At 63.9% G+C, this 22930-nt stretch carries 19 protein-coding genes; 13 read left to right on the top strand and 6 right to left on the bottom strand.

Annotated elements, in window-relative coordinates; all coding sequences use genetic code 11:
- Positions 1-15: 15 nt before the first annotated feature.
- Positions 16-969, top strand: a complete 954-nt coding sequence (locus BT179_RS20075) for a 2-hydroxyacid dehydrogenase (RefSeq protein WP_072431477.1) — start codon at positions 16-18, stop codon at positions 967-969.
- On the opposite strand, the gene tssA is transcribed toward BT179_RS20075, so the two are convergent.
- From tssA to BT179_RS20100, 5 genes are read right to left on the bottom strand one after another with little or no spacing between them, the layout of a single operon-like run.
- Complete coding sequence (gene tssA / locus BT179_RS20080; protein WP_072396361.1) at positions 966-2048, bottom strand: type VI secretion system protein TssA; 1083 nt, start codon at positions 2046-2048, stop codon at positions 966-968. The genes BT179_RS20075 and tssA overlap by 4 nt on opposite strands.
- Positions 2045-5869 carry a type VI secretion system protein gene (locus BT179_RS20085; protein ID WP_072431476.1) on the bottom strand — a complete coding sequence of 1275 codons (3825 nt, stop codon included), beginning with the start codon at positions 5867-5869 and terminating at the stop codon, positions 2045-2047. The genes tssA and BT179_RS20085 overlap by 4 nt, the downstream gene beginning before the upstream one ends.
- A complete protein-coding gene (locus BT179_RS20090; RefSeq protein ID WP_072396357.1) occupies positions 5866-6627 on the bottom strand; it encodes a DotU family type IV/VI secretion system protein in 762 nt (253 codons plus the stop codon). Before BT179_RS20090 ends, BT179_RS20085 begins: the two co-directional genes overlap by 4 nt.
- An 18-nt stretch (positions 6628-6645) precedes the next feature.
- Positions 6646-7977 carry a type VI secretion system baseplate subunit TssK gene (tssK, locus tag BT179_RS20095; protein ID WP_072396355.1) on the bottom strand — a complete coding sequence of 444 codons (1332 nt, stop codon included), beginning with the start codon at positions 7975-7977 and terminating at the stop codon, positions 6646-6648.
- A 51-nt stretch (positions 7978-8028) separates the two neighbouring features.
- Entirely contained in the window at positions 8029-8493 is a 465-nt protein-coding gene (locus tag BT179_RS20100) for a type VI secretion protein (RefSeq protein WP_072396334.1), read from the bottom strand.
- A 224-nt stretch (positions 8494-8717) separates the two neighbouring features.
- Here BT179_RS20100 and tssB point away from each other — a divergent pair, with 224 nt between their 5' ends.
- The 11 genes from tssB (at position 8718) to BT179_RS20160 (ending at position 21119) form a co-directional block, all read left to right on the top strand.
- Positions 8718-9284, top strand: coding sequence for a type VI secretion system contractile sheath small subunit (gene tssB, locus BT179_RS20110; protein WP_072396330.1), 567 nt, complete (start codon positions 8718-8720; stop codon positions 9282-9284).
- 30 nt (positions 9285-9314) lie between these two features.
- On the top strand, positions 9315-10796 hold the full coding sequence (gene tssC / locus BT179_RS20115; RefSeq protein ID WP_072396328.1) for a type VI secretion system contractile sheath large subunit: 1482 nt from the start codon (positions 9315-9317) through the stop codon (positions 10794-10796).
- Between the two features lie 125 nt (positions 10797-10921).
- Positions 10922-11419, top strand: a complete 498-nt coding sequence (locus BT179_RS20120; RefSeq protein WP_072431474.1) for an Hcp family type VI secretion system effector — start codon at positions 10922-10924, stop codon at positions 11417-11419.
- Positions 11420-11431: 12 nt separating this feature from the next.
- A complete protein-coding gene (gene tssE / locus BT179_RS20125) occupies positions 11432-11875 on the top strand; it encodes a type VI secretion system baseplate subunit TssE (RefSeq protein WP_072431473.1) in 444 nt (147 codons plus the stop codon).
- Positions 11859-13649 carry a type VI secretion system baseplate subunit TssF gene (tssF, locus tag BT179_RS20130; protein ID WP_072431472.1) on the top strand — a complete coding sequence of 597 codons (1791 nt, stop codon included), beginning with the start codon at positions 11859-11861 and terminating at the stop codon, positions 13647-13649. The genes tssE and tssF overlap by 17 nt, the downstream gene beginning before the upstream one ends.
- Positions 13613-14638, top strand: a complete 1026-nt coding sequence (gene tssG / locus BT179_RS20135; protein WP_072431471.1) for a type VI secretion system baseplate subunit TssG — start codon at positions 13613-13615, stop codon at positions 14636-14638. Before tssF ends, tssG begins: the two co-directional genes overlap by 37 nt.
- A 1-nt stretch (position 14639) precedes the next feature.
- Positions 14640-17183 (top strand): type VI secretion system ATPase TssH, encoded by a 2544-nt coding sequence (gene tssH, locus BT179_RS20140; protein ID WP_072431470.1) that lies wholly within the window; start codon positions 14640-14642, stop codon positions 17181-17183.
- Between the two features lie 45 nt (positions 17184-17228).
- The gene (locus tag BT179_RS20145) at positions 17229-17870 is read left to right on the top strand and encodes a hypothetical protein (RefSeq protein ID WP_143148720.1); all 642 of its coding nucleotides are present in this window, start codon (positions 17229-17231) and stop codon (positions 17868-17870) included.
- A gap of 71 nt (positions 17871-17941) precedes the next feature.
- Entirely contained in the window at positions 17942-18523 is a 582-nt protein-coding gene (locus BT179_RS20150) for a hypothetical protein (RefSeq protein WP_072396261.1), read from the top strand.
- A 32-nt stretch (positions 18524-18555) separates the two neighbouring features.
- The gene (tssI, locus tag BT179_RS20155; protein ID WP_072396259.1) at positions 18556-20565 is read left to right on the top strand and encodes a type VI secretion system Vgr family protein; all 2010 of its coding nucleotides are present in this window, start codon (positions 18556-18558) and stop codon (positions 20563-20565) included.
- 11 nt (positions 20566-20576) lie between these two features.
- Entirely contained in the window at positions 20577-21119 is a 543-nt protein-coding gene (locus BT179_RS20160) for a toxin-antitoxin system YwqK family antitoxin (RefSeq protein ID WP_072431468.1), read from the top strand.
- Between the two features lie 136 nt (positions 21120-21255).
- Here the strand turns inward: BT179_RS20160 and BT179_RS20165 are convergent, their stop codons facing one another.
- Positions 21256-21651 (bottom strand): DUF4280 domain-containing protein, encoded by a 396-nt coding sequence (locus BT179_RS20165; protein WP_072396255.1) that lies wholly within the window; start codon positions 21649-21651, stop codon positions 21256-21258.
- Positions 21652-21848: 197 nt separating this feature from the next.
- Between BT179_RS20165 and BT179_RS20170 the strand changes: the two genes are divergently transcribed.
- The gene (locus BT179_RS20170; protein ID WP_072431467.1) at positions 21849-22916 is read left to right on the top strand and encodes a phosphotransferase family protein; all 1068 of its coding nucleotides are present in this window, start codon (positions 21849-21851) and stop codon (positions 22914-22916) included.
- Positions 22917-22930: the final 14 nt, after the last annotated feature.

Consider the following 22930-nt stretch of genomic DNA (forward strand, 5'->3'; position numbering starts at 1 on the left):
CCACAGGAGCACAGCATGCCCGCAACCGTCCTGGTACTGGTTGAAACCGTCAATGAATACCTGCCGATTCTCGAGCGCCAGGGCTATCACCTGGAACTGGCGCCGACGCCTGCCGAACGCAGGGCGGCGATCTTCGAGCATGGCGAGCGGTTCAACGCGGTGCTGACGCGCGGTCCCCTGGGCCTGACGGCGCAGGAGATTGCCGCACTGCCCAACCTGCAGATCATTTGCGTGATCGGCGCCGGCTACGAGCAGGTGGACCTGCAGGCCGCCCGGGAGCGCGGCATCGTGGTAACCAATGGTGCCGGGGTCAACGCTTCATCGGTGGCCGACCATGCCATGGCGCTGCTGCTGGCGCTGGTGCGCGATATTCCTCGCGCCGACGCCTGCGTGCGCCGGGGCGAATGGGCGAAGGTCATGCGCCCCTCCCTGGCCGGCAAACGGCTGGGGGTGCTGGGCCTCGGCGCGGTAGGGATGGCGATCGCCAAGCGGGGCGCCCTCGGTTTCGACATGAGCGTCAGCTACCACAGCCGCCGGGTGCGCAACGACGTGCCCTACGCCTACTGCGCCACGCCTACGGAACTGGCCAGGGTTTCGGATTTCCTGGTGGTCGCCACACCCGGTGGCCTCGACACCCGGCAGTTGATCAACAAACAGGCCCTCGATGCCCTGGGGCCCAACGGTTTCCTGGTGAACATCGCCCGGGCCAGCGTGGTCTCGACCGCCGACCTGATCAGCGCCCTGGAATATCGACGCATCGCCGGAGCGGCCCTGGACGTGTTCGACCACGAGCCTGAAGTGCCTGACGCCTTGAAGCACCTGCCCAACGTCGTCCTGACGCCCCATGTCGCCGGCCTTTCACCGGAGGCGACCCGGGGCACCGTGGAACTGGTGGGCCAGAACCTGAACGCATTCTTCGCCGGCAAGCCGGTACTGACGCCGGTGCCGTTGCCCGAGCCGCTACCTTAGAGCACTCCCAGCAGGGTCCACACCCGCCGGGACTCGGCATCGGCGCTGATCAATTCCCCCAACAGCTCGCTCAGCGGCTTGTTGCCCCATTCCACGCCGCGCCGGATCAGGTATGGCACCGGGCTGTGGGGCTCGGTACGCGCCAGGTAGGCAGCGATGACCAGCAATTGTCGATAGGCTTCCTCGCGGCTGGCCGGTTCCTGGAAAGCCTGGAGCACAGGGCTTTGCGCATCGGACGTCGACGGCGCAAGCGTCGGCGGCGCCTGCACCGGTACCGTGGAGGGTTGTTGTGGATGCATCGCAATGAACTCCTCTACCAGTGCCAGCAGGGCCTGGATCACGTCCTGCAAGGATTTGTAGCCCGGCGCCAGTGAGCCCAGGTAAGTATCGCTCCAGGCTTCGAGCCGCTGCAGGTGTTGCAGGCTCAACATCAGGGTGCCCTGGCGATGCAACCAGAACGACAACGGCGTGCTGCGAATCAACTCACTGAGTTTCTTCTGGTCGCTGCGGGCGGCTTCCGCCGATGCCTTGGCGTTCTTGCTGTCGTTGACCTGCACTTGCTGGCGCTGCAGGCGTTGCCAGTCATCCAGGCAGAAGCGGTCGAAGGACGGGTCCCGGCCATCGAACAAGGCCACCCGGGTCAACAGCACCTCGCCATAACGACGAGCCAACCACTCCAGCGGAATCACCCGCCATGACTGGTCGCCCTCATCGGCCATGGGGTGCAGTTGCTCGGGATACCGCTCGCACAGGCCCGCCACCAGGGCCAGGCTGCCTGGCAGGCCGTCCAGCCCGCTCAGGTGCAGCCAGGCCTCCCCCAGCCAGGCGCTGATCATCAAGTCCTTGCTGCGCTCGAGCAGCAGCGCCGTGGCGAGTCTTTCCAGCTCCGGCCAGTGGGCGCGCTTGACCGAGGCTTGCCAGACGCCAGTGGGCAGGCTGGTGTCGTCCTCACGGCGCAACTCCCGCAGTTGGTCGTATTCCGCTTCGTAGCGCAGGTCCTGGCCGCAAGGCGATTCGGCGCCAATGGGCTCGAGCAAGCGAGCGATCAGATCAGGCAGAGGGGATATCGGTACGCTCACAGGCCCTCCTCACGGGTGGCGACGGCGGGGCTCGACGAGGTCGCCATGAAAGGTGAACGGGGTGCCCGGGTCGGCGGTGGCACAATCGACAGGGGCAGCTTCGACCCCTGGCTCATCAACGACAGGCGCAGGAACATCAGGGTCTGCTGTGTGGTGCGGGCCTGGGTCTGGAGCTGGGCGGTCACCGGCAACTGCAGGGTCAGCGGGAAATCGGTGTAATCGACGTTCGGCTGGCGCTGGGCCGACACCTGCGCACGCATCAGGCGCAGCAACGACCACGGCCCCTGGTATTCCCAACCGGCTTCCAGGTCGCGTACCACCAGGTTGGGCTGCAACGGGTCATTGGCCGGCCGCTGGTAACCGTTGCGGGCCCAGCGCAGGGTCAGCCGCACGGGTTGCCCGACCATCCAGCGCAGGTTCTGCTGGGGTTCGCCGGGGTAGCCGATCTGCTGGTTGCCAGTGTTCAGCCCCCAGGCGATCACCTGGTCGGCACCGCGCTCTTCGTCGCGATCGGTGCGCCAGCGTACATCCATCTCCACACCGAGGATCCCGCTCTTGTCCCGCACGAACAGCGGTCCCAACCAGGTCCCGGCCTGTTTCAGCCGGTTGAGGAAATCCTCCGCGGCCAGCCGCTCCGGCGTCTGGCTCAGCGCCAACCCGGCCTGGGCCAGGGGCAGGCGCGTGTCGATCAGCTCCAGCAAACGCTGCACCCGCGCCGGATCGGCGTCACTGGCCCGCGCGTCCTGGGAAAACGGAAAACGCCCGGCCAGGTACTGGTTGAAGTAATCGGCCACATCGTTCCAGGCGGCCGCCGCCTGGCTTTGCTGCAGATACAGGCAGCGCTGCAGGGCGCTCTGCTGCAACGCCACGGCACGCCGGGCCAGGTCGCCGCGCCCGCCGGACAGTTGGGTGGTCTGCAGGATCTGCCCGCAGGACGCCGTATCCATTTCGATGAAATCCCGGCTCACCAATTGCGTCAGTTGCGCCGCCGAACTGGCCGGATTCTGGTTCTTGTATTTGAGCAACTCGTCGTTCATCGCCATGAAGCGCGACACCTGGTCATGCTCCGAGGCCGACAGGTTGTCCTGCTGGACAATCAGCCATTCCAGGGCCGGCATGCGTTGCTCGGCAATCTGCAGCATGGCGTCGAACTGCTGGTTCAGGCTCAGCTTCAGCCCTTGCGGATCGCTGGCACCATACAGCTGCAGGCCGAAGTTCTTCGAGCCGTCCCAGCGCTGGATATCGGCCCGCTGGCTGAACAGCGGCTGGGCATCGATTTCCTGCAGGCCGCTGTTGATCTGGGCCAATGCACGGCGATTGAGCAGGCGCTGGAAACGCACCGCCAGGTCGCCACGATTGACGTCCATGAAGGCTTTCTGCAGTGCGACGGCCTGGGAAGCCTGCACGTTGAAGCCCATGCCCGGCCATTGCTCGTCGCTCTCATCCAGGCTCAGCCACATGGCCCGCGCCGCCGCGCCTTCGGCGGCCTGGATCAGCGCGTCGCGGTACGCCGGCGGAATGCGTGGCAGCTCGTCATTGGCGTAGCTCTTGTAGCTGGCGAAGTAGTTCAGGGCCACGCTGAAGTCGTCGCTGCCGCTGCCCATGCCATCGGCGGTGCCGACGGACGGGGCCTTCTGCAAGGCCAGGGCGACGAAGTCACGCTTGAACAGGGCCTGCACCGCGTCGTCCAGGGCCGTGACATGTTCTTGCAGCACCAGCAGGCCGCTGCCCTGCTGGACCAGCAGGTTGTCCCGGGACCCGCTCTGCACGATCCACTGGTCGCGAAAGCTCTGCTGCAACTTCGCCGCCTGGCTTTGCAGATCCTGTTCCAACTGCGGCCCAAGCAGCGCGCTGTGGCTGACCTTGTCCATCAACTGGCTGTAGCCCGGCACCAGGTCCTGGCCCTTGCCCCGGCTCCAGGCCGCATTGGTCAGGCTGACCAGGGTCTGCAGGTCATCGATCAGCGCCATCAGGTCTTCCAGCTCGCTCAACGAGTTGCCACCGCCCGCCTCCAGCCGTTGCAGGTGCAGCTTGAGGTAACCGGCCTGGCGCACGAAGTTGTCGGCGAGAAAATAATGATCGAGCCAGCGTTGCATCAGGCCGGTGAAATTGTCGGAGACCACCGGGCGCGCGGCGTTCAGGTCCAGGCCCTTTAGGTCGGAGTTCTGTGCATCGAACAGCACCCGGTTGTAGAACCGCGCCCGGCCCAGGGTGCCAGGGTTGAGGTTCAACGACAGGGCGTTGTTGCTCAGTTGCACCAACTCGTCCAGCGGCGCCTTGGGGTTACTGATGACCTGGTTGAACAACTGGTTGTGCTGTTCGAGGCGGACCGCGCGCTCCACCAGGTCCCTGGCCTTCACATAGCTCTGCCACTGGGCCGGGTCATCGCTCTGCACGTTGCCGCGACGCTCGGTGTTGCGGATGGACTTGAGTTTCTCCAGGTCCGATACCAGCAGGTCACGCAACGGCAGGATCCAGTGGTGCCGCGCGGTCTGGCGCAGACCCTGTTCCAGTTGCGTGTCCACGGAGGAAAACCACGAGGTGGGAAAGACCACCGAGACGAAGCGCCAGCGCGGGGCTGTTTCCAGCACGTTCCAGTAGTTCAGTACATTGAACCGGGTCGGCTCCAGTTGCGGTTCGTCAGGATCGACCACCATGTGGTTCTTGTGGGCGCGCAGCACCAACTGCGACAAGCCCTCGGCTTGCTCCACCGAATCGTGCCAGACCCAGAGCATGCCCCCCAACCAGACCAGCCCGACCACCAGCGCGACCGCGCCGGCCAGCCGATGCCAGCGCTGGCGCAAGCGCAGCAGCCGCGGCACCGGCTGGGCCAGGCCGCGCTCAGCCACCAGCCGGCGGGTCCACAGCTGCCGGGCGAACACCGTTTGCCGCAAGACTTTGTCGTCGGCAGGAAAGCCGTCCCCGATGGCAGCCGGTGCCTGGCTGGCGGTGAAATACACGCCGCGAAAGCGTGGGGCTTCACCCTGGACATTGCCCTGGAACACCGGCTCCAACAGCACCTGCAAGGCCCGGCGCAAGCCTTCGAAGCGCTCCGGCAGAGCATACAGGTCGCCACTCAACTGCCCCGACAGGGCGCCGATTTCAATGATCGACTGCGACAACGCGGCATGGACCTGATCCAGGGCCTGGTCGCTCCAGTGCGACTGCCACGCCGCCTCCGGCGAGTACGGCGAGGACCAGCCCACTATCGATTCACGGGCGTCGCCCGGCAGCGCGCTGACCAATTCCTGGAAGCCGGGCATTTCTTCCATGCCGGTGATCACCACATACACCGGAAGGCTCAGGCCGAAGCGCTGCAACAGGTCGATGAAACCTCGCCGGACCTTGAGGCTCAGCTCGGTGGTGTGCTCGATATCGTCGAGCTTGTCGAACGGCACCGTCCAGATCACCGCGTCCAGCGGGCGCCGACTGCGCAAGCGCAGGATCAGTCCCAGCAAACGCCACCAGTTGCCCCGTTGCCGGTTCATGCCTTCGTCGGGCAGGAACAGCGCCTGAGGCACCACCAGCACCGCGCCTTCGGCATCCGACCACCAACGCCCGAACCACGCCACCCTGTCCGTCGGTTGCAAGCGCCACTGGCTGCACAACCGGGCTGCATCGGTTTCGTTGCCCAGCATCATCAGCCAGGGCATCTGGTAGCGGTCGCGGGTGCCTTGCTCCTGCTCCATGTGGCGCACCGAGCCATAGAAGCTGCGGATGGCGGCTCCGCCCTGGGTCCGCAGCCACCAGACCAGCGCCGCGACCAACACCACCAGGACAATGGCCAGCAACACCAGCGCGACGATGCTCAGGGGGCTCATGAATCCTGCTCCTGGACCACCGACTCGTTCAGTTGCAGCACCGGTTCGAGCTCCGAACGGATGTCACGCCAGAACACCTGCCCCAGCCCGGTCAGCAGCAGGACCATCGCCAGGATCGCCAGCCCCAGGCGAAAGCCGTCCGGCAACGATGTCTGCGCCGGCATGCGCATCGGTGGCGCCGCCGCGGACATCGCCAGGCGTTCGCTGACCTCCTCGTAGTCCGCATCGTACTGCCAGGCAAACGCGAAGAGTGCCAGGCGCCATTTTTCATGCTGGACCTGACCGGGTTCGCCACGCAGGCGCCCCTGGAAACCGAGGATCAGGCATTGCAGGTAGACATTCGCCAGGTCCCGGGTACCGGGCATCTGCTCGTCCAGCAGCTTCTTGATGGCCGAAGGCAAACGCTCGCCGGCCTGGCGGCTGGAATACATGCGCGATTCCAACGGATGCTGTTGCCAGGCGAGCTGCCCCGGCCAGGGGCTGAACAGCAGGGTTTCGTCCACCAGTGCGACGAAGGCATAGACCAGCGCCTTGACCTGCTCGGTGGCGGAGTCACCGACGCTGGCGAAGGCCGTCCGCCACAGGCGCTGGGCACTGCGTCCGGAAAACTCCACCACACGACTGACCAGGGCCGCGGAGTCGCTGTCCTTGGGCAGGTCCTGCCATTGCTGGGACCATTTCAGCCAGGCCTGTCGGAAAGCGCTGCTCAGCGGCGCCTCATGCAGACTCCGAACCGCCCCGCCACTTCCGTCAGGCATACCACTCCCCTTCTGCGATCAGGCACTTTCACCGACTTGCGCCACGAACAGCACCACTTGCCACGGGCTGCTGACCTGGGCCGATGCCGGGGCGACGATGTGCAACGGCAACTGCCCGTCGAACCATTGGCCGCCGGCGTTCACCACAAACAACCGGGTATCGTCGCCCACGCTGTAGGCCACCTGTTCGTTGCGACTCATGGCCTGGTGAGGCAGACCGCTCATGCGCTGGCGGCTCAGCAATGGAATATGCGGTGCGGATGCGATGATCGCCCCGCGCAACCAGTCGGCCGCGGCCTGCTCGCTGGCACCGTTGGGCATGCGCAGGCCGATGACCAGGCGCTGGCTCGGCTGGTCGTCGGGCAACTGAATGGAAAAGACCTGGTCGTTGCGTTCGAAAGCCAGGCTGCGATAGCCGGCACGGACCCGTTCCAGGGTGTCTTCCAGCCAGTCGAGCAAGGGTTCGTAGCCGCGTTGCAGTTCGACGAAATCCAGCGGGGCGAAAGCCGGAACACCGGCCAGCGGATCGAGGGCCGACCAGGCACCGGCCAATCCCAGCAACAAGCCGTGCATCGCCTGGGGCGTCGTCACGCGGGTATTCAACGCGCCTTCCACTTCCGGCAAGCGCGCCCACAACGCCGTCATCTGCCGGCGGATTTCCGCCGCGTCGTCCTGGTTACCGGCAGCCTGGGCCTGACGCAACCGGCCGGCGAGAAACATGCATTTCTCCCGCGCCCGGGCGCACAGCCCGGCGACCCGCCGCCCCAGCATCGACTCGGGCAACAGCACGGGCGTGGGTGGGGTGTAGGGCACGCGCAGGAACCCGCCGCCTTCCTTGCGGATACGCAACAACGGCAGGCAGATCGAATCGGCCTTGCTCAGCTGCGTGCACAACCGCGGGTTCGGCCGCCAGACGGTGATGGATTCCGGGAACTCGCCACTGGTGAGGTCCGGCAGCGCATCGCCGACCACCGATTGCAGGCGTCCCTTGAGAGGCAGCAATTGCCCGGCGCGCCAGAGCGGACTGATGGCCAGGTACACGGTCACCGTGGCGTCGTCGGTCTTGTTGACCGCCTCGGTGATATCCAGCTCCAGGGTCGGGCCGACACCGGCCTGCAGGTTGACGGGCAACCCGTCCGGCAAGGTGCCTTGCAACTGCAGCAGCCGCACCTGGCCGGCGGCGAGGGCCGAAGGGTCGACTTCCAGTTGGCTGACACCCCAGAACCAGGGGTTGCAGGCAGTGGCGACATGCGCGGCCAGGGCCTCGGCGCGCAACCCTTGCAATTGGAAATGCTGGGGCAGCAACTGCATGCCCTCGTGCCAGCACACCGCGTCAGGTAACAGACTCATACGACTCCCTTCGACATCCCAGTGTCGCCGCGCCAGGCGGCCCGCGGTCATTCAAGGCTGACTGGCATCGACCTTCCCATCGTTCACGAGGGTCATCTCCCGGCTGTCGAACCTGAGCCAGGCCTCGCGCTGATCGTCCAGCCGGAGCCGGTGGGCTCCGGGAGTGTTATAGCTGGCGAAGACCAAAAGTCCAGCGGCCCGGCGGCCCTCCAGCGGGAACGGCTGGCGGTCGATGAACTGGCCGGGGACCAGCTCCAGCCCCCACACCGACATCAGCTGACGATAGTCGCGCTGGAACTGCTCGCGCTCGGCGAACCACTGCCTGGCGGTGATCCCCGACAGCTGCTTGAGCAGGTCCGGGTCGTTCACGGCAATGAAATCCACGGCGATCGGCGTGTCGTCATTGGCCCGGGGCGCGACGTCCAGAGTGAGGCTGTCCAGGTCGACGCTGGGGGCAAAGAGCGAGCAACCGGTGAGGGCCAGGCTCAAGAAAAATCCGAAAAAAAACTCACGCAAAATGAATCTTCCTTCTCACAGCGGTCAAAAATTGTTTTTGCTTGCATTTTTATAGACCTGTTCTAGCGTCTTGGATAGTTCGGCCAGCACGGTCGAATGCGCCAGGTTCGTCAAGGGAATGACAGGTCTACTGCCCCCCATTTGCAACCTGTGGATCAGCAAGGGAATGCGATGAGCGGGCCTCCCGATGCATTGCTTCCACTCATGCATCGGAGTCGGCCGCCATGGCAGAAAGTACCCAGCACAAGCTCGACAGAGTCCGCCCTCCCCGCGTCCAGATCACCTATGACGTGGAAATCGGCAATGCCATCGAAAAGAAAGAGTTGCCACTGGTCGTCGGCATCCTGGCCGACCTTTCGGGCAAGCCGCTGGAGCCGCTGCCCAAGCTCAACGAACGGCGCTTCACCGAAATCGATCGCGACAACTTCAACGAGGTGCTCGCCTCCATCGGCCCCCGCGCCACGCTCCAGGTGAACAACACCCTGAGCGGCGACGACAGCAAGCTGAACATCGAACTCAAGTTCCGCCACATCGACGATTTCGACCCGGTCAAGGTCGTGGAGCAGATCACGCCTCTGCGCCGGCTGTTCGAAGCCCGCCAGCGCCTGCGCGACCTGCTGACCAAGCTCGATGGCAACGATGACCTGGACAAGCTGCTGCGCGACGTCATCGCCAACACCGAGGGCCTGCAAGAGATCAAGTCGGCCCGGCCCCAGGACGCAGCACCGCAGGAGCTGCCCACCGTGGCCGCCAACGATGACCCGGCCCCGGCCGACGAACCCAAGGCCTGATCGTGCCCATCACTCAAGGGAGATAACGCCATGCCCGCTTCATCCAGCGCTCAAACCAGCGAGAGCACGACCCAGACCCTGTCGCTGCTGGACAAGATCATCGCCGAAGGCCGCATGGCCCACGATGACAGCCAGCAGGACTACGCCCGCGACATGCTGGCCGAATTCGCCACCCAGGTCCTCGACGAAGGCATGGCCATCGACAAGGACACCGTGGCCATGATCAACGACCGCATCAGCCAGATCGACCAGCTGATCAGCGCCCAGCTCAACGAAGTGCTGCACCACCCGGAACTTCAGAAACTCGAGGCATCCTGGCGTGGCCTGCACATGCTGGTGCAGAACACCGAGACCAGCACCCGCCTCAAGTTGCGCCTGCTCAACGTGACCCAGAAAGAGCTGCAGAACGACCTGGAAAAAGCCGTCGAATTCGACCAGAGCGCCCTGTTCAAGAAAATCTACGAGGAAGAATACGGTACCTTCGGCGGGCACCCGTTCAGCCTGCTGGTGGGCGACTACACCTTTGGCCGGCACCCGCAGGACATCGGCCTGCTGGAAAAACTGTCGAACGTCGCCGCCGCGGCGCACGCACCGTTCATTGCCGCGGCCAGTCCGCGCCTGTTCGACATGAGCAGCTTCACCGAACTGGCGGTACCCAGGGACCTGTCGAAGATCTTCGAGAGCCAGGAACTGATCAAATGGCGCGCCTTCCGTGAAAGCGAAGACTCGCGCTACGTGTCCCTGGTGCTGCCGCACTTCCTGCTGCGCCTGCCCTACGGCCCGGACACCCTGCCGGTGGAAGGCATCAACTACGTCGAGGACGTCAACGGCACCGACCACAGCAAATACCTGTGGGGCAATGCCGCCTGGGCGCTGTCGCAACGCATCACCGAAGCCTTCGCCAAGTACGGCTGGTGCGCGGCGATTCGCGGCGCCGAGGGCGGTGGCGCGGTCGAAGGCCTGCCGGCCCATACCTTCCGCACCAGTTCCGGGGACCTTTCCCTCAAGTGCCCGACCGAAGTGGCGATTACCGACCGCCGCGAGAAAGAGCTCAACGACCTCGGTTTCATTGCCCTGTGCCACAAGAAAAACAGCGACATCGCGGTGTTCTTCGGTGGCCAGACCACCAACAAGGCCAAGGTCTACAACACCAACGAAGCCAACGCCAACGCACGGATCTCGGCGATGTTGCCGTACGTCCTCGCGGCCTCGCGTTTTGCCCATTACCTGAAGGTCATCATGCGCGACAAGGTCGGCAGCTTCATGACCCGCGACAACGTGCAGACCTACCTCAACAACTGGATCGCCGACTATGTGCTGATCAACGACAACGCGCCGCAAGAGATCAAGGCGCAGTACCCCCTGCGCGAAGCACGGGTGGACGTGACCGAGGTGGCCGGCAAGCCCGGGGCCTACAAGGCCACGGTGTTCCTGCGGCCGCACTTCCAGCTTGAGGAGCTGACCGCCTCGATCCGCCTGGTCGCGACCCTGCCGCCGCCGGTCGCTGCCTGACCCGGGAATCCTGTGGCGAGCGAGCTTTTGTGGCGAGGGGATTTATCCCCTCGCCACAGCTTCGGCGGTCGTTCTAACGGTATCGGGCACCACCACCCCTTTGTCTTTTTCAGGAGTTCAAAACAATGGATGCGATCATTCTCGACCTCGGCGGCGACATCAAGGGCGACAGCCTGCTGGAGGGTTTCACGGACAAGATCGAAGTCATGTCCTACAGCCACAACGTGGCGATGCAAGTCACCAACGACGTCAGCAACTCGGAGCGGACCTCCGGCAGACCCCATGTCGGGGAATTCACCCTGACCAAGTTCATCGACAGCTCCACCCCCTCGCTCAACGAGTATTGCTGCGCCGGCAAACCGATCCCGCAAGCCGTCATCACCATTGGCCGCAACGCCGCCGAAGGCAGCGGCCAGCTCATGCCCTTCATCGTCTACACCCTGTCCAACGTCGTACTGTCCAACGTCAGTGTCAGCGGCGGCACGGGCGGCAAGCCAGTGGAGACCCTGTCGCTGAACTTCACCAAGATCAAATGGGAGCTCACCGCCCAGAAAGACGACGGCACCAAGGAAGGCACGGCGGGCACCACCTGGGACCTGGCCGCCAACAAGATGAGCAAGTGACGGAGCCGCGCCATGGCTGGCCAGGGATTTCGCCCGCCGTTGTTCGAACGCCTGGCCGACCTGCCGGAGGAACATGGCCGGGTGTTCGACCGCCAGGCGTTGCAAGAGTCGGTCCACGCCGAACTGCACCGTCTGTTCAACACCCGCCGCGGCCCCCGGGCCCTGACCGAACCGCCGAGCATCCTGGACTACGGCATCGCCGACTGGACCGCGTTGCAGCAGCAGCGCAGCGATGACCGTCGCCTGTTGACCCGGGAAATCCGCCAGGCCATCACCTGCTTCGAGCCTCGCCTGCAACTGGGCGAGGTCCAGGTCATCCCCGTACCCGGCCATCCGCAGCAATTGAGCATCCGGCTGCTGGGGGAACTGCGCGGCGACTCGCGCTCCTGGCCCGTAGCCTTTGTCATCGAGCACGCCGGCGACGGCCTTGAGGTACGACATGAGCGACTCGATTGACCCGCAACTGCTGGACTATTACCAGCGTGAACTGACCTGGCTGCGACATGCCGGCAGCCTGTTCGCCGAACGCTACCCCAAGGTTGCCCGGCGCCTGGAGCTGTCTCCCGGTGAATGCCCGGACCCCCACGTCGAACGGCTGCTGGAAGGTTTCGCATTGCTCGCTGCACGGTTGCAACGCAGGCTGGATGACGACTATGCCGAGTTCAGCGATGCCTTGCTCGAACAGTTGTACCCCCTGGCCATGCGCCCGCTGCCGTCCTGCGCGATCGTGCAGTTCGAGCCCGACCCGAGCAAAGGCAACCTCGACGAGGGCTATCCCCTGCCCCGGGATACGCCCCTGTTCGTGACCACGGACAAAGGCCAGAGCATTCACTTGCGTACCACCGCCGCAGTGCACCTGTGGCCGCTGCAAATCTGCGAAGCCGTGCTGCTGGGCAGCGATGAGGCCCAGGCGCTGACCGGTGTGGTACAGGCACGCTCGGCCTTGCGCCTGGAGCTGCGGTGCCTGGGGGAACGCTCATGGGCGACGCTGGGGATCGATGAACTGCGGGTGCACCTGGCGGCTTCACCGATGATCAACGCCTGGCTGTACGACCTGCTCGGCGCCCATGCGGTCAAGGTCCTGGCCGGCGCTCCGGGCAGCGTGCCGGAACCGCTGGCGGGCTTGCCCCGGATCGTCGGTTTCGCCAGCGACGAAGCCCTGCTGCCGGACGAGGACGGTGTGCACCCGGGCATGCGATTGCTGGCCGAATATTTCGCCTTCCCCGACAAGTTCGGCTTCTTCGACCTGCCATTGGCGGGCGCCACCAGCGACCAACCGTCCCTGTATCTCTATATCGTTTTCGACCGCGCCCCCGTCAGTCGCCTGCCGCTCCAGGCCAGCGACATCGCCCTGGGCTGCGCGCCGGTGATCAACCTGTTTCCCAGGACCAGCGAACCATTGCGCCCGGACGGCACCCGCAGCGAATACCGGCTGGTGGCCGACAGTCATCGCGAAAACAGCGTCGAGATCCACAGCATCCGCGCCATGCGGGCCAGTTCCAGCCAGGGCGTGCGCAGGGTGCCGGCCTATTACGGCAGCCAGCACGGCAACGACCAGGCCTGTTACTGGCATGCGCGTCGGGTCAGTGGCATGAGCCCGAACCGGCTGGGCACCGACCTGATGGTCAGCCTGGTGGACACCCAGCTCGATCCCCTGAGCGATCCCCGGGACTACAGCCTGACCGCCGAGTTGCTGTGCACCAACCGGCACCTGGCCCAGAGCCTGCCGGCCGGCACGCCGCTGGGTTTCGAGCGTCCCGGCCCGGTGGCCTGGGCCCGCCTGCGCAACCCGCCCAGCCCCCAGAGCCTGCCGCGCCTGGACGGTGAGTCGCGCTGGCGGCTGGTGTCCCAACTGACCCTCAATCATCTTTCACTGGTGGAAGGTCCCCAGGCGCTGGATGCGCTGCGCGAGATTCTCGAACTGCACAACCTGCGGGACGAAGCCAGCGCCCGGCGCCAGATCGAAGGCGTGCTGGGGCTGGCCTGCGAGCGGGTGATCGCCCATGTGGGCGAAGATGCCTGGCGTGGCTGGCGCAACGGCCTGGAGGTACGCCTGCAACTGGATCCGCAGCATTTCGTCGGCAGCAGCGCCGTACTGTTTTCCGGCGTACTGGCGCAGTTCTTCTCACTCTATGCCACCGCCAACCGCTTCGTGCGCACGGTCCTGGTCCAGTCCGACAGGGAGGTGAAGACATGGCAACCCCAGGCCGGCAAACCCCTGAGTCTCTGAACCTCAGCCAGCGACTGCGGCGCGATCCGCAGCGCTTCGAATGGCTCCAGGCATTGCTGTTGCTCGAGCGCGAGCACCCCCAGGCCGAATCCCTGGGCAGCGGCACCGCGCCCCACGCCGAAGCCCTGCGCCTGCGCGGCCCATTGACGCCACTGTTCGCCGCCAGTGAGGTCGAAAGCCTGAGCCAGGAATCCGGCCAGGCGCCAGTGCTGAGCACGCCGATCTTCGGTCTCGGCGGTCCCGACGGTCCATTGCCCTATGCCTATCAGGAATGGCTGCAACAACGGGCGCGTGCCCGGGATCACGCACCAGCGCAATTTCTCGACCTGTTCCAGCATCGCTTGCTCAGCCTGCTCTACAAGGTCATGCGCAAGCACCGCATCGCCCTGGGCTTCACCGCCCCGGGGGCGTCCGCCGTCCAGGCACAACTGCGGGCACTGACCGGCCTGCTGCCCAGGGCCCTGCAGGAACGCCAGGCTGCGCCCGACTCTGCCGTGCTGGCCTGCACAGCCCTGTACGCCGATGGCCGACGCTCCCTGGCCGGCTTCGCGGCGATCGTCCGCGAGCAGTTCGGGTTGCCGGTGGAACTGAGCGCGTATGAAGGTGGCTGGCGGCAAATCCCGGCCGCCAGTCGCAGCCGCCTGCAAGCAGGTGGCCGCAACCTGTGCCTGGGACGCAGCGCAGTGGCCGGTACGCGGGTCTGGGATGAACATGCCGGCGTGCGCCTGACCCTCGGACCGCTGAGCACGACCCAGGCCAACGGCTTGCTGCCCGACGGCGAAACCCATCCGCTGCTCGCCAGCCTCTATGCCCTGTATTTCGGTCCCGACCTGGACTGCACGCTGGTGTTGCTGGTCCGTGGCGCCAGCCCACTGCAACTGGGCCATCAGGTACCGCCACGCCTGAGCTGGAATGGCGGCCTGCAACGCAGGCCCAGCCTGACCGTACAACGGATCGAAACCCGCCTTCGCCAGCCGGAGATCGCCTGAAATGGAACTGGCCAGCCTGATCGGACGCCTCAACCCGGACAACCGTCGCGCCCTGGAACGGGCCGCGCAACGCTGTCTGCAGCGCAGCCATCATTACGTGGAAATCGAACACCTGCTTCTGGAACTGCTCGACATCGAAGGGGGCGATTTCGCTTGCCTGTTGCCGCGCTTCGGCCTGGAGCGCGATGCGGTGGCGGCGGAAATCAACAAGGCCCTGGACCTGTTCAAATCCGGCAGCACCCGCACTCCTGCCCTGTCGGCGCAAACCATCGGGCTGCTGGAGGACGCCGTGGTCCAGGCCAGCGTGTTGGGCCTGGACAGCATCCGCTCCGGGCTGTTGCTGCTGGCCCTGCTGGACCGCGACGAGCGCCGCAGCCTGCTGCTCAACAGCGCCTCGTCGTTGCTGCGCATTCCCAAGGAAGCCTTGCGTACGCACTGGCTGGAATGGACCGAGAACTCCCGGGAGCATACCGGCGGCGCACGCCCGGCCAACCCCGGTGAGGCGTCCCGCAAACAGGACCCTGTACTGGACCAGTACACCCAGGACCTGACTGCCGACGCCCGCGATGGACGCATCGACCCCATCGTCGGGCGCGACGGCGAGATTCGCCAGTGCATCGACATTCTGCTGCGACGTCGGCAGAACAACCCGATCCTGGTGGGCGCGCCGGGCGTGGGCAAGACCGCCGTGGTGGAGGGCCTGGCCTTACGCATCGCTGCGGGGGATGTGCCGCCATCCTTGCAGGAGGTCACGCTGCGGGTCCTCGACCTCGGTCTGCTGCAGGCCGGCGCCGGCGTCAAGGGTGAGTTCGAGCAACGCCTCAAGGGGGTGATCGACGCGGTCCGCAGCGCGGAAAAACCCATCATCCTGTTCATCGACGAAGCCCACACCCTGATCGGCGCTGGCGGCGCAGAGGGCGGCAGCGACGCCGCCAACCTGCTCAAACCAGCCCTGGCCCGGGGCGAACTGCGCACCCTGGCCGCCACCACCTGGCTGGAATACAAGAAATATTTCGAGAAAGACCCGGCCCTGGCCCGTCGCTTCCAACTGGTGCAAGTCGAGGAGCCGGACGAAGTGACCGCCGTGGAAATGCTCCGTGGCGTGGCCGCCAAACTGGAACAGCACCATGGCGTGCAAGTGCTCGATGCCGCCATTCATGAAGCGGTGAAGCTGTCGCACCGCTACATCTCCGGCCGTCAACTACCGGACAAGGCCATCAGCGTGCTCGACACCGCCTGCGCCCGGGTCGCCCTCGGCCAACACGACGTGCCGCCGCCCCTGGAAAGCCTGCGCCACCGCCAAAACAGCCTCAAGGACGAGCTCGAACGCCTGCGCCGGGAACAGGCCACCGGCCTGGATCACCGCGAACGCATCACCCTGCTGGAAGATGAATCCGCCAGCAACGTGCAGGCCATCCGCGAGCTGGAGACCCGTTGGGGCGAAGAGCGCGAAGCGGTGCGCGAACTGCTCGACACCCGCCGCGAACTGCTGGCCTTGAGCGAACGCGCCGACAGCGAAAAGCCCGACATCGAAGTCGACAATCGCATCGACCACCTGGCCGCCGAACTGCTGCGCCTGGAGGCCGGTCTCGATGCCATCCGCCAGGACGATCCCCTGGTGCCGGAGCAAGTGGACAGCAAGACCGTCGCCGCCGTGATCGCCGGCTGGACCGGCATCCCGGTGGGCAAGATGCTCGCCGACGAAGCCCATGCCGTGCGCACCCTCGGCCAGCGCATGGGGCTGCGAGTGATGGGCCAGGGCACCGCGCTCGATACCATCGCCCAACGCCTGCAAGCCTACCGCGCCGGCCTCACCGACCCGCAAAAACCAGTCGGCGTGTTCCTGCTTGTCGGCCCCACCGGCGTGGGCAAGACCGAAACCGCCTACGCCCTGGCCGATGCCTTGTATGGCGGCGAACGCAACCTGATCAGCATCAACCTCTCGGAATACCAGGAAGCCCACACCGTCAGCCAGCTCAAGGGCGCCCCGCCCGGCTATGTCGGATACGGCAGCGGCGGCGTGCTCACCGAAGCGGTGCGACGCAAACCCTATTCCGTGGTGTTGCTGGATGAAATCGAAAAAGCCCACCCCGATGTGCTCGAAGCCTTCTACAACGTCTTCGACAAAGGCCTGATGGAAGACGGCACCGGGCTGGTGGTGGATTTCAAGAACACCGTGATGCTCGCCACCAGCAACGTCGGCGCCGAACTGCTGCTGGATACGCCCGCCGCGCAACTGGGCACCGATGCCTTCAACGAAGCCCTGCACAAAGTCCTGCTGCAAGCGTTTCGCCCGGCATTCCTGGCGCGCATGACGGTGGTGGCGTACCGGCCCCTGGATGAGGCGACGCTGGAGGGGATTGTGCTGGCGAAGCTGGAGAAATTGCGCGGGCGCTACAAGGCCGCGACCGGCAAGCAGTTCGAGTTCGACGCGGGGATCGTCAAGGCCGTACTCGCCAAGTGCAGCGCGGCCGGGGCACGGGATGTCGAGAATGTATTGATGACACAGGTGACTGGGAAGCTGGCGGAGTGGGTGCTGGAGTGATGCTGTACACCAAAAAATATTAAACAGAAGCGATTGGAGCAGATCGTGGGTAAATTCCTTTCTGGTGGTTCATCGGGTCAGGCAAAAAAGCTGGAGCTGCGCTGGACAGACAATACCGTTCATAACGAAGTAAAAAAACTGGTGACCAGCGGGAAGTCAGTCACTACGGAAAAACTCATCACTTTGGCTTCCGACGATGGCTGGAGGACAACAGTGATGATTGATCTGGTTTCGCGCCTCAATCCGATACCCGGTGGAAAGTACTATCCGGGCCATGCGGGCTTGATACTTTGGCATACCTCTGGGCCTAAAACGCAATTTTACTCAGTCGGAATTGTGATGGAGGGCGAACTGGACCCTGAAGGTGTATTGACGACAGATTTAAGCGAATCAAAAACGCTGGATTTGTGGTTCTTCACAAAAAAAGTCAGCAAAAGCAATATCGAAAAAATGACCAATAGGATCACGGCTCTTTCGTCAAAGACACTGACGTATAAAGAATTTGATGGAAATCGTTATAACGACGCCTACAACTGCCACACCATCGTCGACGACATCTTGAATGCGGGAGGTCTGTCAGGCTGGAGCGGACGACCCTGGAGCTGGCTTACGCCGTGGGCGTACAGCCTATCCTTCGGCGTCACCGGTTGGCATTCAAGTGTCATGTACAACACGAAGAATCTTTGAGTCATGCGTCGTTGGCATGGGGCGCGCTTGGCCTCGCATCTCTGAACGGGCTGTTCGAAAAGGAGATTTACATGACGGAAGTGCATAAAGTGGGTCGCTACTCTGGCGGCAATATTGCGATGACTGGGGCAAACCCTTTATATGCCTCATGGCTGGCAGCCAATCAGGCTACTAATGGCGGCACCATTCCCGACTTGGCCAGTATCTGTCACGAATCCTCCTCCAATCGCCGGGCCTTGGCTGGTTCGGGAGCATCTCATGGAACCTGCTTCGCGCTAATCGAACATTTCGATGCCGCTCGAGGCCTGTTGATGTACAAGTTCGGCGACAGCGCGTTAAAACTGGATTTGCTTGGAAACTACACTACGACAACCAAAAAAGTTGTCACGACATTACGAGGACACGCGGAGATCAGCGCGTTGGTCCAAGCAATAAATAGCGTCACGCTTCCCGACGGTGATTACAGTAATTTCGTTACCCGCATTTATATCGAACTCAGTCCCTGCCCACTCTGTGGTCCGCAATTGTCGCCCTATGTTGAAAACTCGGTATTGATGTACAGCTACACCTATGGAAACGATAACGAGATGGGAGGATGGGTCAGTGACAATCAGGCAGCGATCCATTCAAAAGGTGGAACATTCAAATGGTAAGTGTGACCTCGACTTTTACCTGAGGATGTCCAATGGCCCGCTCCACCGACAGCAACACGACCCTATCCCTCACCGCCGCCTCGCTCTCGGCGCTGTACCCTGAATCACTGTCCGGCGAAGAAAGCCTCAATGCCCTGGGCTTGCATATCCTCAATGGCGTCGTCGATGGCGCCCCGCTGACACTCGCCAGCGCGGTCGCCAGCCACGTCACCACCACCCTGCACAAGGACGCGCTGTTGCGCCCGATGGATTGGCTGGTCGCCGAGATCCGCCAGCTCCCCGCCGACGCCACCGCAGAGCGTTATCAACTCCTGCTGCGCCCATGGCTCTGGTGGCTGGGCCTGGCCAGCAACAACCGCGTGTTCCAGAACCTGGCTACCTCGGACATCGTCACCACGATTTTCAAGGCCCATGGTTTCACCGACTTCCAGCTCAAGCTCACCGGCAGCTACACCCCGCGTGAGTACTGCGTGCAATACGGCGAAACCGATCTGGCCTTCGTTTCACGCTTGATGGAGGAAGACGGGATCTTCTGGTTCTTCAGCCACGAGGACAGCAAGCACACCCTGGTACTGGCCGACAGCAACGACGCCTTCGCGCCGATTCCCAATGGACCAACGGTGAACTATCTCGGGCAGAAAATGGGCGCTCGGGAACTGCATGGCATTCGCTCGGGGCAAGTGTGTCTGCAGGCAGTGGCCGGGGTTTACCAGGCGACCGATTACGAGTTCACCACGCCGACAACGTCGCTCTTCAGCCAGGCCGAAGCCGTGGCTGGGCCGAACTCGATGTATGAACATCCGGGCGGCTATACCGCCAAGGCCCAGGGCGATGCCCTGACCAAGCAGCGGGTGGACGGCCTGCGCAGCCAGGAGAAGCGTTTTGTCGGTGAAAGCGATTGCCGTTGGCTGGTGCCGGGGTATTGGTTCACCCTCGCCGGCCATGATGACTCGACATTGAACATCGACTGGGTCGTGACCTCGGTCAGCCACGAAGGCAGCCACGACAGCTATCGCAACCGCTTCGAAGCGATTCCCAAGGCCACGGCGTATCGGCCGGCCCGCATCACGCCAAAACCGCGCATGCATACCCAGACGGCGCTGGTGGTGGGCAAGGCCGGCGAGGAAATCTGGACCGACGAATACGGGCGGATCAAGTTGCAATTCCCCTGGGACCGCACCGGCAAGAACGACGAAACCTCGTCCTGCTGGGTGCGCGTCGTGCTGCCCTGGAGCGGCAAGGGGTTCGGCATGCAGTTCGTGCCGCGCATCGGCCAGGAAGTGATCGTGACCTTCATCGACGGCGACCCGGACCGTCCGCTGGTGACCGGCTGCGTCTACAACGGCGACAACGCCCTGCCCTACGCATTGCCGGCGAACCAGACCCAGTCCGGAATCAAGACCAATTCCTCCAAGGGCGGCGGCGGTTTCAACGAGCTGCGTTTCGAAGACAAGAAGGACGCCGAAGAGGTATTTCTCCAGGCCCAGAAAGACTTCAACATCAACGTGCTCAACGACACCACCGCCACCGTCGGCCATGACGAAACCCTCACGGTACAGAACGCCCGTACCCGCACCGTCAAGGATGGCGACGAGACCGTCACCCTGGAGAAAGGCAAGCGCAGCGTGACCATCCAGACCGGCAGCGACAGCCTGGATGTGAAGGACACCCGCACCGTGACCGTGGGCTCGGACCAGAACCACAGCACCGGGGGCAACTACGCGCACAAGGTCAGCGGCAACTACGACCTGACGGTGGACGGTAACCTGACCATCAAGGTCAGCGGCACCCTGACCCTGCAAAGCGGCGGCAGTTTCGCCATCAAGAGCGGCGCCGACCTGGCCGCCCAGGCCAGCACCTCCATCAGCCAGAAGGCCGGCACGGCCTTGAGCAATCAGGCCGGTACGTCGCTGGAAAACAAGGCCGGCACCACCCTGACCAACGATGCCGGCATCAGCCTGGTGAACAAGGCGGCGGCCGAACAGACCGTGGATGGCGGTGGCATGCTGACGATCAAGGGTGGCCTGGTGAAGGTCAACTGACAGGAGTGTTGATGGCTTCGAGAAAACTGGACCTGGAGCGAGACGACAGCCAACTGCAGGGGCAACTGGTCGATGGCCGCCTCGACGGCATGCTCAAGATCGAAGAAGCCCAACGTCCGCAGGCCAGGCTCAACTACAGCCAGGGTGAACTGCAAGGCAGCAGCACGCTGTATCACCCCAATGGCAAGGTGTCGGCGGTGCTGCCCTTCGTGAATGGCAGGTTGCAAGGCGTGGCGAGCTTCTACGCCGCCGAAGGCGGGTTGCAGCGCCAGGCCAGCTACCGTCGCGGGTTGCTGCACGGCGAAGCGAACAATTACTTTCCCGATGGGCAACTGGCCGAAGCCGAGTGCTATCGCGACGGGGTGCGTGACGGTCGTTATCGGCGAATGCACCCCAATGGCAATCCGGCAGTCGAGGCCCGCTACCTTAATGGCCAACTGTTGGAGCCGGCGCAAGCCTATGCCGAGGATGGCCGGCCGCTGGATGCCGACGGCAAGCCGATCTCCCGGCTGCGCTGGTGGTTCAGGCGCTGGAACGATCCGGCCCAGGCGTGACGATTGTCTTACCCCCAGTGAGCGCGAGCTTGCTCGCGATGACGGCCTCACAATCAACCTCACCACCCACTGACCCACCGCTATCGCGAGCAAGCTCGCTTCCACAGGGGCGGTGCAATGCCTGCTGGATTGCCCATCAGGGAATCAACATCTGCACCTGCCCTGGTACAACGATCTTGATCACCCCGGCCCAGGTGCACATCAAGGTGCTATTGGCATCGATGGCCGGCATGTTGCCCAGCAACAGGGTCGGGGCGCCGCCAGGGATCCACGGGGTGGCAGTGGCGGGAATGCACGGCATGGGGGTCAGTACGCCGAGTGCCGCCGCGGTGGCGGCGGCCACGGTCGGGTTCGCCAGGCTCATGCACATGCCAAACGTGGTGATATTCACCAGCGGGATGTGGTCCATGATATTGGCCGCCGGCATCCCGCCGGTCAGCAGGCGATTGACCGGCAGCACATTGAGCACCGCCGGGGCTGCGCCGAAGCTGCATTGCAGGGTTGCGGTCGCACAGACTTGCGGACATCCCATCGCGGTGGCTCCTTTGACAGCGACTGTCCCGAAACCATAGCTCGCCAGCTTCCGAGGCGCACGCCGCCATGCATCAAGCCCGCTGATTATCCGGCAACACGCTAACCTATAAGACCCTGGCGTGCTTGTGACGCCTCCCACGCGCCATTAGATTAGCCAATGATCGATGGCCTCCAAAATAAGCAGAAGGGATAAGCATGGCGTTTACAGATCAGTCCACCCGCGTGCGCGACGGTGAAGAACTCGATGCCAATCTGATCGACCCGTACCTCAAGGCCCACATTCCCGGCCTCACCGGCCTGCCACGGATCAGCCAGTTTCCCGGTGGCGCATCGAACCTGACCTACCTGCTGGAATACCCCGAACAGGAATTCGTCCTGCGTCGCCCGCCGTTCGGCCACAAGGCCAAATCCGCCCATGACATGGGCCGTGAGTTCCGTATCCTCAATCAATTGCGCGACGGCTTCCCGTATTGCCCGAAAGCCTACGTGCATTGCACCGACGAATCGGTAATAGGCGCCGAGTTCTATGTGATGGAACGGGTCAAGGGCATCATCCTGCGTTCCGACCTGCCGCCGGAACTGGGTTTCGACGCCGCCCGGACCGAGGCGCTGTGCAAAAGCTTCATCGATCGGCTGGTGGAACTGCATCGGGTCGACTATCAGGCCTGCGGCCTGGCGGACCTGGGCAAGCCCGAAGGCTACGTGGCGCGGCAGATCCGGGGCTGGAGCGATCGTTATGAAAAAGCCCTGACGCCCGACGCGCCGAAATGGGAGGCGGTCAAGGCCTGGCTCAACGACAAGATGCCCGCCGACCATCCGACGTCGAGCATCGTCCACAACGATTACCGCTTCGACAACGTCATCCTCGATCCGGACAACCCGATGCAGATCATCGGTGTACTGGATTGGGAGCTGACTACCATCGGCGACCCGTTGATGGACTTGGGCAACAGCCTGGCCTACTGGATCGAAGCCGGCGACCCGGCGCCCGTGCAACTGATGCGCCGCCAGCCCAGCCACGCCCCAGGCATGCTGACCCGCCGCGAATTCGTCGATTACTACGCCGAGCGCGCCGGGATGCGCATCGACAACTTCGACTTCTACTACACCTACGGCCTGTTCCGCCTGGCCGGCATCGTCCAGCAGATCTACTACCGCTATTTCCACGGCCAGACCCAGGACAAACGCTTCGCGCAGTTCGTTCAGATGAACGCGCTGCTGGAGCAGATGAGCCTGCAAGTCATCAAAAAATCCACGCTCTGAGCGCACCTATAACA

Source organism: Pseudomonas sp. NFACC43, from assembly GCF_900119645.1.
Classification (GTDB): Bacteria; Pseudomonadota; Gammaproteobacteria; order Pseudomonadales; family Pseudomonadaceae; genus Aquipseudomonas.

What these genes read in the sequence shown, in the direction of transcription:
- tssF (WP_072431472.1), top strand. Translation starts at nt 11,859, where the DNA reads ATGAGCGACTCGATTGACCCGCAACTGCTGGACTATTACCAGCGTGAA.
- BT179_RS20085 (WP_072431476.1), bottom strand. Translation starts at nt 5,869, where the DNA reads ATGAGCCCCCTGAGCATCGTCGCGCTGGTGTTGCTGGCCATTGTCCTG.
- BT179_RS20170 (WP_072431467.1), top strand. Translation starts at nt 21,849, where the DNA reads ATGGCGTTTACAGATCAGTCCACCCGCGTGCGCGACGGTGAAGAACTC.
- tssI (WP_072396259.1), top strand. Translation starts at nt 18,556, where the DNA reads ATGGCCCGCTCCACCGACAGCAACACGACCCTATCCCTCACCGCCGCC.
- tssB (WP_072396330.1), top strand. Translation starts at nt 8,718, where the DNA reads ATGGCAGAAAGTACCCAGCACAAGCTCGACAGAGTCCGCCCTCCCCGC.
- BT179_RS20165 (WP_072396255.1), bottom strand. Translation starts at nt 21,651, where the DNA reads ATGGGATGTCCGCAAGTCTGTGCGACCGCAACCCTGCAATGCAGCTTC.
- BT179_RS20150 (WP_072396261.1), top strand. Translation starts at nt 17,942, where the DNA reads ATGACGGAAGTGCATAAAGTGGGTCGCTACTCTGGCGGCAATATTGCG.
- BT179_RS20090 (WP_072396357.1), bottom strand. Translation starts at nt 6,627, where the DNA reads ATGCCTGACGGAAGTGGCGGGGCGGTTCGGAGTCTGCATGAGGCGCCG.
- BT179_RS20075 (WP_072431477.1), top strand. Translation starts at nt 16, where the DNA reads ATGCCCGCAACCGTCCTGGTACTGGTTGAAACCGTCAATGAATACCTG.
- tssK (WP_072396355.1), bottom strand. Translation starts at nt 7,977, where the DNA reads ATGAGTCTGTTACCTGACGCGGTGTGCTGGCACGAGGGCATGCAGTTG.
- tssE (WP_072431473.1), top strand. Translation starts at nt 11,432, where the DNA reads ATGGCTGGCCAGGGATTTCGCCCGCCGTTGTTCGAACGCCTGGCCGAC.
- tssC (WP_072396328.1), top strand. Translation starts at nt 9,315, where the DNA reads ATGCCCGCTTCATCCAGCGCTCAAACCAGCGAGAGCACGACCCAGACC.
- tssG (WP_072431471.1), top strand. Translation starts at nt 13,613, where the DNA reads ATGGCAACCCCAGGCCGGCAAACCCCTGAGTCTCTGAACCTCAGCCAG.
- BT179_RS20160 (WP_072431468.1), top strand. Translation starts at nt 20,577, where the DNA reads ATGGCTTCGAGAAAACTGGACCTGGAGCGAGACGACAGCCAACTGCAG.
- tssH (WP_072431470.1), top strand. Translation starts at nt 14,640, where the DNA reads ATGGAACTGGCCAGCCTGATCGGACGCCTCAACCCGGACAACCGTCGC.
- BT179_RS20120 (WP_072431474.1), top strand. Translation starts at nt 10,922, where the DNA reads ATGGATGCGATCATTCTCGACCTCGGCGGCGACATCAAGGGCGACAGC.